The organism is Mucilaginibacter gossypii (assembly GCF_900100945.1).
In the GTDB taxonomy this organism is placed as follows: Bacteria; Bacteroidota; Bacteroidia; order Sphingobacteriales; family Sphingobacteriaceae; genus Mucilaginibacter; species Mucilaginibacter gossypii.
In genome coordinates this window covers 116,461-129,105 of sequence record NZ_FNCG01000010.1, presented here as the reverse complement: position 1 = coordinate 129,105, position 12,645 = coordinate 116,461, and the positions used below count along the sequence as shown (strand labels likewise).

Genomic DNA, 12,645 nt, shown 5'->3' with positions numbered 1-12,645 from the left:
CTGCAAGAATGACCTTTATTTTATGAATTTCATTGCCTCATGATAACGTTTATCATCTGCAAGCGCTTGCAGTTTTTTAGCTGGATAAGAGAGCATCAAGTCTAAAATTCGATTAATGTAAATGTCACTTGTCTTCGTTTTAAAGAATTTTACTAGGTTCCGAAGGCGTCGATCCGGTATTGTATAATCAAAATCCGTCACGAATTCGGCATCTTTGAATAAACCCAGAAATTCTTTTATTTCAGCAATTGTAAATCGCTCTATGAATTCATTGTAATATGGTGCAGCTCTTTCGTCTATCCCTTGTTTATATCCTTTTCCATTGCCCACATAGCAAATTACAATTACTTTAACAAATAGCTTTCTGATTGAATCTGGCAGCCCGGTTGCTGGTAATGAACTTGCAATTGACTTTGCATGAGAATATTCATTATAAAAATTATTCCATTCAAAGTGCACAGTCTTTAAATTCTGTAATTTCTCCAACAACTCACCTGCTAAACTATCTTCGTCTTTATATTTTAGTCCTCCAACTGTCTCTAAAAACTTTTGAACAAAATCTTTCCTTTCTACATCACCATTTAGTCGATAAACCCCGAATTTTGCTCCGATTTTATATTTAATATCTTCAGATACTGCATCCCAAATATGCGGCGTAAGGCGGTCAATGTTTTTTCTAACAGGTTGTTCGGTTCTTGTATCTATATAAAGGCCGAATATCGAATAGAGAAAATCATCAAGCCGCTCTTGAGGTTGTTTTATTAGATCATCACCGATAGCTTCGAAATCTTCCTTTGGAATTTCCTTCGTTCGGATGTTATTGAAAAGCTGTTTGATTTGAATAACTGAATGATCCGGCTTCGCTGTTATAGCATATTTCAAACAAGTTTCCAGTAGATTAACCATCTCAAACCCAGTAACAGCGTTGTCATTTGGATGGGCTGCACTAGCATGATTCCTTAAATAATTAACGTATTCAAGCCTTTTATAATTAATATCATTTATAAAACCTATCCGTCGGCAAATATCTAACAGGTCATGATCACTGATTCCCTCCAAATCATCAGCTGTTGTAAAAGATTTATACTTGCTGTTAACCGATTGTGCGACAAATAGAAAATAAGGTAGATCAAATTCAGATACAAGTAAACGCAAGGCCTTTATTGTTTCATCCCATAAGAAATTGATCGCGCCGTCAAATAAACCTACCGCCACCGCCACTGTAAATTTGGATAAATAGGCTGCCTTTTCACGAGCTTCAACAGGCAAAATCGAGATGGCCGCCTCTAAAGAAAAAATTACTTTTCTTCTTTCGTCAATGGGGGATAATAGATTTTCGGTCGGTAGTCCAACGTGAGTCAACAGATCTGCTAAAGGTTGATTAAAAGCTGCTATAGAAGTTTCAATCCTCTCGGGAGTTGCATCTTTTGGAATAAGTATAATCTCCGTATTATTATTCATGACAAGATTGGTTTATAGCAAATATAATAAACGTTCAAATGAGAATAGATAAATTATTAACTATATAAAATATCGATAATCATAAGTTATGCCTTCTCGCTTGGACAATAGCCGACCAATTCTAGCAATCTCATTAGACGAGTTTACGGTTGCCGGGAGTTGGCTATAAAGATCAAATGAATTCCAATTCATCTTCGTAAGTCCAAGTATTTCATTGGCGATAACTCCGATGTTGCTTTTGCCATGATGTTTGGTGATTTTTAACGGGCCAGGTATATATTTTCCACCCAAATAAAACTTATAGTTAGGATTCCGCACAGACGCTACAATGCCGTGTGTCCATAAATAAGCAGAATAATCATCAAACTGCATACAGGTGCCGCGAGGTACCGCAAAATTATCTGCGACGGGCATGCCGTCTTTCATCTTAGTGGCTACAAACCGAATATCGTCCACGAAGTTAATTTCTATAAGATCAAGTTCCTGCACACCATTGTGAAGCAAGCTGTCTTTTAATCCATTTATTTCGTCATCAGTATAGTAAGTTCTTTTATGTACCACCACACGTTTGGGTAATTCATTCATCGCCGTAAAGAACAATTCTTTGATAGACAAACCGAAACGAAATGCGTCATTATAACTTAAATGTGGGCGTTCCTGCTTGTCCCAATACAATTGATCTTCGACTTTTGATAGCTTATACTTCAGGCCCTGACCCTGGGAATTGTATATGTGACTACATCCCAAAACAATGCTACCGTTTTCTTCCTTACTGCTTCTTACGCTATATCCTATGCCCGCAAAAGCGGTATTTTTATCAAGATGCTGCAATATCCATGGCGTACGCAAGGTCTTTACGTAATATGATAATGAAAGCCACCAATTAATCTGGCATTTCAATTGGCTTTTTATAGTATCCTCATTGATAAACTGCGTGGCCACACCGTGTTCTGCACAATAAGCTTTTACATAATCATGTAGATCGAAATGTTCGTTTTCAATATGGAAGGAGGTATAAGTCAGCCAACGGTCAGGAATATAAATCACCAAGACTTTTTTTATCTCATTTTTGAGACTCTGATCTATACGGTTGATCACTTTATCCCGAAGATCAAAGGCTGTTTCTTGGAGCGTTTGTTTAGTCAACGGTTCTGGACACGTAAACCAGTTTTCGCTATTTACATCCGGTACATTGAGACTAACGCCATAGGCATCGAAAAAACCGGGGTAGTCGATCAGATAATCTTCATTAACCTTGTTCGAGCCAATCTTAACCACCTCCAGTTTTAAGAAGTTTGAAAATTCCTGTGCTTCTGCCGAGGGACAAATAGCAGCCAGATTGATCTTATTATCAAACAAGACCCCGGTCAAACCGCTATCATAAGGGCTATTTCGGGTAAGGCCACGCATCGGATGAAAATCTACAGGTGTAACATTCATCCCTGGATATTTACTGGAAAACTCCAGCTCAGGTTCTGCAAATTGCAGCCCCTTAAAGTGAAGTACTTGTTTAGGGAAATCTGCACTGAGTTGTAAGGGTGCATTCGATGATGGTTTGAATATCTTCGCAAATAACGGTAGCCTATAAATTTCAAAGCTAAAACCAGATGCTGAGGCAAGGGGATATTCCACAACAAACTTATCTTCCTTACCGGTAAATAGCAGCTTTCTCCATCCCTTGATATATTCGTCAAAAAAATTATTCCTAAGCTTGTCGAAATACGTACGTCCCACATCTTGCCTGATTTCTTTGCTGATCCGCTGGTCAGAATCGGCGGTCTCGATACGAAAATCGGGCTCCAAAGATAAATAATGCCTTTTTCCATCGTGACTGAGCGACAAGCGAACAGCCTCATGCGTAGAGTACAATACGTTCTGAATAATACGATTTGAAGTTGTCGCCGATTTCCAAATGAGGTCTTTGCCGTTAGAACGAAGGCCGTTAGGTGATGCGAGCGCTTTAGTCAAAGCTGTTAGCAATAGGTTATAAATCGCCGTATCTTTCCAAAGGTTGAGCCCTTTAATAGGTACACGAACAATACTGCTCTTGAATTGTCCGGCAAAGCATTGATTAATATCGGTTAAGGTACCCAGCGCCCAAACATAACCTTTAAACGGGACAGCGACAATGTTATATGGCTTTACCAATTCTTTGATCGATTTCCATGGCTGTAGGCCTGTCGCTAAATCCGATTCGAACTGAAAAGCTTCTTGAGGTAATTTGATCGGAAATAAATTGCCTTTGATAATAGAATGCAGATTACCCACGTCGATTTTGAAGGGCGACTTAATAATAGTTTCTTGCTCACCCTTTAAATATTCTGCGTACTTGTTCAATAATGACTGATCATCCCTGCAAACGATTTTTGATAGACTTATCATGAGTTTATCAAAGCCATCGGTAGGTATGTAATAGGCATCCCTACCATTGGCTCTGGCAACCTGTAGCAATTCTCTAACCGAAGGTGGAATATCATGCCCATAGCCACACCAGTATAATCTTCCTGAACCTCTTTTCGCATAGCTTTCCTTTAACGCGGCCATGATCGATTCGTCCCGTCCACTGTAACCTGATACAATCAGATGTTTATCATTCAAATAGTCGATCAGTCTGGTTCGGAAGGTTTCGTCCTGGGTTTTTAATTCACTGTCCGTATTTTTCAACGGCCCATATTTATAATCGCCATGCAATTTAATCAATAACATTTCCGAGCTGTTCAGTGGTCTTATTACCCGGTCTACTGAATCCAGTGTGACGTCAATTACAGTATTGCTGGTTTTAATGGCGGCGTCGCGGCAAAGATCATCGAAATTCGTTGTCCAAACAGATTTTATAAGTCCCGATTCATGCAACAGGCAAAGTAATTTATAGCCTACCGAAGGTTCTTTCTTTTCACATAACCGTTTGAAATATTTTTGCCGATCTGCCTCGATAGGATAACATTTCTCTACGTAGAAGGAGTATTCTTCCGCACTATTTAATAAAGGGTAGCTATTCTCATTATTCAGCCAGTTTTGGATAGTTTCACGAACTTGTTCGGAACGATCATCGAGTTTTAACTGAGAGTTTGAAATTGCTTTGGTGGCGTAGATATCTCTTTTCCATTCCCATATACAATCGCTTGCTGATTTAATACCGGAACTGATAGAGGCACCTGCACCAACGATTGTTGTAAAAAAATCTGTTTTACTGATTTCAACAGAACGTAAAAATTGATCAACTTCTAAGGTTAGGTCACTCATATTTATTATTTAGAAAACAATAAATATAGCCACTTAATTACAGACTGGGTAATCCGATTTTACACATATTAACATTGTAAAATAATTAGATTTTATAAGAGCAAAAGTGTTTATTATCTTCTTCCATTCGGTTCTATCAAGCATTAGAATTCTTTTACTGGTTATTCCGTAACTTTAACCAATTGATTTTTACTATGTTTTCCAATTTAAACCTTTTTCATACGAAGCTCCGTCAATTTTATAATTCTTTAACTGATATAAAAACAGTATTTATTGTCACTGCTATTGCCCTGAGCATCATCGGAAGGACTTCTATTATAAGTGTATTTGACCACTTATTAACAAAACCGTTTTTAAGTCACATTACAAGTTCGGCTTTTTCAGACGTCACGCTGATATTACTGACTTTAATTTATATTATCCTTATCGTTAAGCTCTTAGGCGAAAATACCCGCATTCATATTTTTCTTTTTTTAGCCGCTTTAACTTTGTTGACGGCTTATTTGTATTTCAGAGTCCAAGGTGTACATTATGATTATACACCATTCGTATTGTTTCGACAGATAAAATATGCAGATATTGTCATTTTGTTTTGCTCTGGAATGATCGCGTTAAAGGGCTTAGAGTGGTTGTCACCAAAATACCCTGTAAATTATTATGAAGACCCGTTTATTGCTGATCTACCCATCCGCCGGTCATCGGACGACCTGCTAAACAGAAAACAATTCGCAAAGAGAATTGCCGAAAAAATTCAATCGAAGATCGTTAAAGAAAATGCAGGTGCATTGGCAATAGGAATTACTGGACCTTGGGGATCTGGTAAAACATCTTTCGCTTATATGGTTCTTGAAAATTTAGACAAAGAACGAATTATAGTTCATTTTAATCCGTGGCGTAGCTCCAGTTCCTCTAAGATCATTGAAGATTTTTTTGAATTATTAATCGGTATTCTCAGCAAATATGATCCAAATCTTTCACGTAATGTTTATCGATATGCAAAAACTCTCACTCAAATAGATGAAAATAAATTTACCAAAGGACTGAAAGGCGTATCGGATTACTTTGAAGAACGTAATAAGAACGAACTGTACGATGCAGTAAATCGTTCAATTGCTACTATTTATAAACAGATCGTAATTTTCATCGACGACTTGGACCGTCTTGATAAGTCCGAGATTTTAGAAGTGTTGCGCATTATCCGTAACACAGCAAATTTCAACAATGTGATTTATTTGGTAGCCTATGATAAAGGATATGCCCTCGAAGCGGTAAAATCATTCAATCCCCACAACCATGCGTCCTTTCTTGAGAAAATATTCCAATTTGAGTTTTCCCTACCATTGTATGAGTCTGTTCTTATACGCAAATTTATCAGGGAGTTACTGGAACCGAAACTTTCGGAGGGCTTCAAGCAACAATTGTTGATCGTTCTGGACTCGCGTGGTTACAAGGCGCAAAAAATAAACGATGAACTAATACAAACCCATAGAGAAGCTATAAGATTATCTAATTCTTTGTTGTTTGAAATAAAGGACATTGAGGACGATATATTATTCTATGATTTTTATCTTTTGCAATTGTTAAAGATAAAATACCCAATTGTGTATAATGATATCATCCAATCCTGGGACACATTTTTTATCATTTATCACGAGAAAAATGAAAATTATTTCCGGTTTAGAAATGAAAGTGAACGTAATAAAGAAACAGGGGGCATCTCGGGCTATTTTGATCCGGTGAAAAAGAATGCAGAGTATAACAATGATAAAAATCAAAATACCGAGATATTTGCAAACTACCTAAACGAATTAAAGCAAAAGATAGGTTATAACGATAAAGACATCAGTAATATCAATTTGCTAATCAAAGAGTTGATCAATGCCGATCGGGTGCTGCAAAACTTAGAAAATGAATCATACAAAGCCTTTGTTCATCCTAATAATTTTTTTAAATATTTTGCCTTTCAGTTATTAGAAGGGGAAATCTCTGCTAAGGATTTTGAAAAGGCAAGGAAATTGTCATTTCAGGACTACGAGAAGATTATAAATGAATGGGTAAGTGACAATAAATACGGGGCCTTTTTAGATAAGTTATATAAAATCAGGGTATTTGTTAATCAACAAGAATTTGAAAATCACGTCTTAGCCTTATTTAAAGTTGGTAAAGATTATGTATCAAATGACAGGCAACTCGGGTTTGATTATAAACATCTCATGGAAATTTTAAAATATCCTGCGACTAGTCTGAAAACTACTGATATCAGATTGTACCCAGATCTCGTTAGCTATCAAGACTTTTTGCTGGACCTATTTGAACAAGCAAAATTTCCGGCGGAATTTGAAAGCAACCTTATTAACCAGATTATTTCTTACCAATATGAATTTCCATTGGATTTCTCCAAACTGGCAACTATTAATATGCAATATTTTCAAAGTTATCTGAACAAACAGGGAGATATTTCGAATACGTTCTGGAACTTGTTTCATAACTGCAAAATGAAAGCGAGTGACGGCTTATCAAAAGAAAAAAATGCAGAGGCAAAAACGTTATGTATCGATTATTATTTGGCCCATCTCTCTACGGAGAAATTGGGACAGTTGATCAACCAAACTAACCCAGACTCAGACTACTATTATTTCAGCCCTGATAATTTGAACTTCTTTTTTAATGATTTTCAGGAACTGGAAAACTGGCTAACCAAAGCCGAACAGCTTGACCGCCAACATCCCGCGTATCTAGAGTTTGTTGATTTTGTTAATAAGATCAAAGTCAACAATTTTAATTCCATCAAGTTTGATTTTAAACAGCTAATCCCTGTCAGATGGAGAAGTATGTAATCATCAACTGCTTCGCTTGCGCTATTTCAATAACTGTGTATCGACCGCAAGTATTTTACGATTGATCTTTGTAATTAAACTGTCGATCAACTGATTGGCAACTCGTATGATTTCATCTGACGATGGCATTTGGTGGTACATTTTCACCAACCAGGGATGAGTTTTATTGTTACCAATCATATAGTTGTAATCATTGAAAAATATAAACAGATCATCGATTACATCAAAAGCTTCAACACCAGCCTTTTTGAAGCCCTTCAAACTGATGGTTACTCCCAACTGTTGAGCAGTTCCTCGTTGGTACAGATAAAGTTCCAAGTCGTAAGAAGTATTGTATTCGAAGCTGTTGTTATCGAAGGTGCGGTAGAGGTTATGACTATTAAAAAGCGGATAAATCTCGCTTTCCAATGCTGTATCCGCATTGGTCATGATTTCCGGAAGTAGTTCTTTGAACAGGCGCATTATTGCCGCCGCATTTACTTTTTCCTTCAATTCCTCCTGGTTCGTAAACTGAGCAGCTAACCTTTTTAATTGATTAATGGGTTCTTCGTTAAGAACATTTGTTAAACTATCAGGCAATACGTCTGCCACTTGTCCCCGATTAAATGATGGCGGAAATAGCCGAACATGAATAGTATCGCTCCAAAACGAACCATCACCCCACTCTAACGCGACGAACAGCGGTACGATTCCGTTTAATTCTTCCAATACTCTTACCTCGTGAATACGGTTAATAAAATTTAATTCCGGCTGGTCAGCGGGATCTTCCGGCTTAAACGGAATGGTGATTAGTCGAGTAAGTTCTATTTTTACTATCCTATTCAATAAAGCTGAATTATTGCGATACTGTTGATAGTATTTATTAAAAAATGAGCCTGCCCGTGGATTGGATATTACTGCACCTAATGGCATGCTCAAATTTCGCTCGATAATCTCTTTAGCTAAATCTTTTCCTGATACAATTTTAAAATCACCATTTTCAAAAGTGAGATCACCGTCCATACCGGTTGAAATATCACTGCCAATATTGTTGGGGTTTCGCCTGATGACCGGTGGAGCTACTTTTACACAAATTTCCAGGTCGGTTTTGCTCTGTTCCCATTGGAACGCACCATTAATTAATCTGCCATCGCCTTGCGATTCAATAATGATATAACTTGAGGGCCTATCGGTCAATTCAACACTATAATCTCGTAAGCTTTCTATATTCCCACAAACAAATTCACTAACAGAAAATTTCCATGTGTCCTGATTGGCCGCTTTCCATATTCCCTCAAACATCAAATCAGGACTAAGACACACAATAGTAGTTGGGTCAGGAAATTGCTCCTTTTCCATGTTCTTTAATCTTCGATATGCCTCGGCTTCAGCCGTATGCTTCCATTGCAGCAATGTTTCTGCTGAATAGTTACCATAATTTGCGTCTATCAGCCAGGCATGGTTTCCACACATCCAAATGCCATTATTAACAGAACGCCGATCTTCGATGCTCATATCTGGAATGTAGCGGGGACCTCCCTGGGCTGCAGCATGTATGTGCGCCGCTTTGCCAACATTGACGACTTTATTATTATTGTTGGTATCAGGCCCAATCGTGGTTATATTGCATCCAGGATAACAGCACTTATAAGCAACCCTGCTGCCTAATATCCGTTTCGTATCCACGCTGAAATCATCCCTGCCTGCTTTCATTTGTTTTGATTTTATTTTCGACTACTGAAAACACTCTGCATTATTTTTGTGGCCTCTCGCTGGCGATTTGGGTCGAGTTTGACAGCTTCGCTAAAATTCTCGATTGCACTAGGAATGTTATTTAAATGGATTTGACAGATGGCAATATTAAAATAAAATGTTGCTTTCTCCCCACTAAATAGATGTTTTAAACCCTGACTATAAGTATCTATAGCAGCAGAATAGTTTTTTTGATCAAAATATTGCTTCCCCAAATTGCCGAATTTTTCCGTAGCGCTTTGGGTAGTACCGGATGGCCAAATTTTATACTTTTCTTTCACTGCATCTAAAAAATCCAATTCATCCGTATTTTCTAAAAGATGCGGGTATAGTAAACCATGATTTTTTCGCTCGAATACAATTCCAAAATTCCCTTGCTTGACATGTAGACCTACATAATTATAGTTGTCGCGGCTATTGAAAAAATTAATTGTATAACCGCCTTGTGCTGCATTTGCATGAGTAATAGGTACCATAGCGCCTGGGGTTAAATGAAATTGCATTTGCTGGGCAGGAAAGTAAGTGTCCAAATACCCCTCGTAAACAAATTGCTTCCCATCGAAGTAAACCTTTATCTTAAAACCCGCAACTTCCGGCAGATCCTCGTCTTCTATTACTCCATCCATTGCTTCCGTCAGACGAAGCAATAAGTCTCCCGCATCGGCATTTGTCACACTAAGAAAATTCTGTTTGGGATATTTTTTTTTCTCACCAAGCATATAACCCTGAAATCGGGAGAATGCTGGTTGTGAACCTATCCAGGAGCTTTCTACCTCTTTACAGAGTCCATTTTTGATTTCGAAAATGTAAGGGCGACCATCTTCAACAACAGCGTAAATATACTCGGTCGCTTGATCGGACAGTAAATGATTTGCCAATAAATTATCCGTAACTGCTTTCACTGAATTACCCGGTGAAAGAGATTTAAGGGCGATCTCAGCAAACTCTATGTTTCCCGCAAAACTAACACAGGAAAGCGCGTTTATGATAGTTGTTTTAATTACTGTTTCTCCAGCACTTACTTGCTGACCTTTATTAAACACATGACCCGTCGGAGCAGTAAGTTTTGTATCGCTGACAATGTAAATTTTTGATTGTTCTTTTCTGACGACGATAAGGCTCATATCAATAGTTTAAGAACCCAAATTTAACTATTGGAGACGGTTTTCTCTTTATCAGACTTTATTGGAAATGAATTCAAAAAAGCTGCTGTATCCTGAAAAACATGCTGACGAAGCCGATAGTCAATGATTAATCGGTAATATTCGCTATAGCCAACCAATGGTAATTGCTCTACCCAAAAAGCAAAAACAAAGCTACCGCCAAACAAACTGATCCTAATTCTTAAATTTCCTTGCCAAGAGGAAAAAAAGACAGTGTGGGTATCCGGTACAGTGTTAATAATTTGATCCTTTTTTTCTATACCACCCCGGAAACCATCTGTGCCAAGTAATACATAGTTGATATATGGGGTAAGAGCTCTATGCCCCTTTACTTGTGGAAAATAATGTATAAGAGCGTTAATCCCGATCTTAATTAATGCTCTTTCCATTTTTACTCCATCAAAGCTAAAGCCAACGTGCACAATCGGAGAACTTAGATCATAGTCTTTAAAACTCCCATATGAATTATTGATCAGAGTATCATTCAATAAATCTTCGAGAAATACTTCCGCCTCCACTATAGTCCTGGCCCGGACTTTTAGTTTCCCTTCATCATCCATAAACAGCCTTGGTGACAAATTCTGATATAGAGTATGATCTTGTGGAAGAGTACAAAACTGTATAGCAGATTTGCTCCCTTTCTTTTCGAAAAGGCGGGATCGACTATACTTACTGTTTATAAGGTTAAATTTAATATAGGTTAGCTGTTTTTTTTCCGGGTGATAAAAATGCCGCTATCTTTTTTCCATTTTACAAAAGTATCGGCAAATAATCGTTGACTTTCTACATTGTCCGCCTCTACGTAAAATTTTTTATTCAATTTAAATAACTGCGGTCGAATGAAAACTTGCATTCTCACTTGTTGCCCGACCTCAAAAACAACATTATTTTTTTCATCGAATATCAATAACACTGGCGCTTTAAACGGAGCTGGATTACGCTTATTGGGATTGTATCCTTCGACACCTTCAACACTTCTAACAAGGCCAACAAAAGATTTTTGGTAAAGTTCAAGTTCTAGCGCAGAGAAGGCATTATTGCATTTCTCACAAACGCAGTCCATATATAGATTTTGTCCACCTAAACCAAATGGAAATACATGTTCGCCATCTTTACCAGTGTAAGTATTTCCGCAGTAGATACATTTTTTCGAAATATTTAGCATTACGAACAATAAGATTTATTTACCTATAATCTCTAAACATACTTTGGATCAAACAACTTCAGAAATTTACTCTTATTGAAATTGTACATATAGTTGTATTGAAAGAAACATTGGCAACCATGCAATACCTTGTTGTGTCTTCGTAACAGCGGCAAATCTACAAGTCCATTTTTTTCCATTGCCTGTTTCATAATTGCTCTGATATTTACACGCTTTCCAATTTGTACGCCACTCTCAACTTTAACAGCTATAATCGGTTCGTCTATGCCAATAGCAAAAAGGTATTTTTCCAGATTTAGGTTATAAGCCTGATGGCGGAAAGTGAACATAATTTGGGAATCAAGCTTCGTATTTGTTTTATAATCACGCTCAACTTCGTCAATATCATTGTAAAATTTTTCCACTTCCGTTGTGTTTTCATCCCAAGTGGCTGGATTGCTTCTCATTACATACACTTGTTTGAATTCATCTTCATTTAATAGCTCTATTTTAAAGATAAATACCACAGGCCCGTAGTGATTTGCTCTGCTATACTCTTTATGATGATCCTGTCCATCGAGATATAAATGATCCCATACATCATGATCTTTATCTTTTTGATCGGATGTCTGTGAAGTTTGGGCTAGGCCATCGGCCTCAACTTGGAACCTGGAAAGTAATGCTTTGGCGCGAATGAATGTCAATGACGTGGCGACGGTATTCGCGTGGTAGAGATATGTAACGTTTTTCTTCTGTAAAACCTGAAAAAGTTCTTTTGAGATTAGAGCATAGTCTTCAATCATGTTAAGGTTTGCTAAATTCAAATGTACCAATCAGTTGTGAAAAGAAAAAGCCCCTCAAATGAACATTCCATTGATATTGCGTTTACATTCTTAAGTGAACTTTATTCGTTAGTAGACGTCGGAGATCGAGTTAATTACTAATCACAAATTGTTAAATATCAGGGATTATTTGTTCCTCTTTTTTCTAAAATTTGTTTTACAATTGATAAAATGGCAGAAAGATGTTCTAAACGGCTCCCTTTATCCCCGCATCAAGTATTATT

Annotated in this window: 8 protein-coding genes; 1 reads left to right on the top strand and 7 read right to left on the bottom strand. The window is 37.4% G+C overall.

What is annotated here, in order from left to right:
• Positions 1-15 precede the first annotated feature (15 nt).
• Both BLS28_RS18290 and BLS28_RS18285 read right to left on the bottom strand, forming a co-directional pair.
• Entirely contained in the window at positions 16-1,461 is a 1,446-nt protein-coding gene (locus BLS28_RS18290) for a hypothetical protein (RefSeq protein ID WP_091170680.1), read from the bottom strand.
• Positions 1,462-1,521: 60 nt separating this feature from the next.
• Positions 1,522-4,704, bottom strand: a complete 3,183-nt coding sequence (locus BLS28_RS18285; RefSeq protein WP_091170676.1) for an SIR2 family protein — start codon at positions 4,702-4,704, stop codon at positions 1,522-1,524.
• 194 nt (positions 4,705-4,898) lie between these two features.
• Here BLS28_RS18285 and BLS28_RS18280 point away from each other — a divergent pair, with 194 nt between their 5' ends.
• A complete protein-coding gene (locus BLS28_RS18280) occupies positions 4,899-7,541 on the top strand; it encodes a KAP family P-loop NTPase fold protein (RefSeq protein WP_091170673.1) in 2,643 nt (880 codons plus the stop codon).
• A gap of 21 nt (positions 7,542-7,562) precedes the next feature.
• On the opposite strand, the gene BLS28_RS18275 is transcribed toward BLS28_RS18280, so the two are convergent.
• The 5 genes from BLS28_RS18275 to BLS28_RS18255 all read right to left on the bottom strand — a co-directional run bounded on the left by BLS28_RS18275 (position 7,563) and on the right by BLS28_RS18255 (position 12,382).
• Positions 7,563-9,233 (bottom strand): hypothetical protein, encoded by a 1,671-nt coding sequence (locus BLS28_RS18275; protein WP_091170671.1) that lies wholly within the window; start codon positions 9,231-9,233, stop codon positions 7,563-7,565.
• 11 nt (positions 9,234-9,244) lie between these two features.
• A complete protein-coding gene (locus tag BLS28_RS18270) occupies positions 9,245-10,396 on the bottom strand; it encodes a tetratricopeptide repeat protein (protein ID WP_091170666.1) in 1,152 nt (383 codons plus the stop codon).
• Between the two features lie 23 nt (positions 10,397-10,419).
• The gene (locus BLS28_RS18265) at positions 10,420-10,995 is read right to left on the bottom strand and encodes a hypothetical protein (protein ID WP_091170663.1); all 576 of its coding nucleotides are present in this window, start codon (positions 10,993-10,995) and stop codon (positions 10,420-10,422) included.
• A 140-nt stretch (positions 10,996-11,135) separates the two neighbouring features.
• A complete protein-coding gene (locus tag BLS28_RS18260; protein ID WP_091170659.1) occupies positions 11,136-11,600 on the bottom strand; it encodes an HNH endonuclease in 465 nt (154 codons plus the stop codon).
• Positions 11,601-11,632: 32 nt separating this feature from the next.
• Positions 11,633-12,382: a hypothetical protein gene (locus BLS28_RS18255; protein ID WP_091170655.1), complete on the bottom strand. Its 750-nt coding sequence runs from the start codon at positions 12,380-12,382 to the stop codon at positions 11,633-11,635.
• Positions 12,383-12,645: the final 263 nt, after the last annotated feature.

Coding starts and splice junctions, on each gene's coding strand:
- BLS28_RS18265 (WP_091170663.1), bottom strand. CDS start 10,995: ATGGATGATGAAGGGAAACTAAAAGTCCGGGCCAGGACTATAGTGGAG.
- BLS28_RS18275 (WP_091170671.1), bottom strand. CDS start 9,233: ATGAAAGCAGGCAGGGATGATTTCAGCGTGGATACGAAACGGATATTA.
- BLS28_RS18260 (WP_091170659.1), bottom strand. CDS start 11,600: ATGCTAAATATTTCGAAAAAATGTATCTACTGCGGAAATACTTACACT.
- BLS28_RS18270 (WP_091170666.1), bottom strand. CDS start 10,396: ATGAGCCTTATCGTCGTCAGAAAAGAACAATCAAAAATTTACATTGTC.
- BLS28_RS18285 (WP_091170676.1), bottom strand. CDS start 4,704: ATGAGTGACCTAACCTTAGAAGTTGATCAATTTTTACGTTCTGTTGAA.
- BLS28_RS18255 (WP_091170655.1), bottom strand. CDS start 12,382: ATGATTGAAGACTATGCTCTAATCTCAAAAGAACTTTTTCAGGTTTTA.
- BLS28_RS18280 (WP_091170673.1), top strand. CDS start 4,899: ATGTTTTCCAATTTAAACCTTTTTCATACGAAGCTCCGTCAATTTTAT.
- BLS28_RS18290 (WP_091170680.1), bottom strand. CDS start 1,461: ATGAATAATAATACGGAGATTATACTTATTCCAAAAGATGCAACTCCC.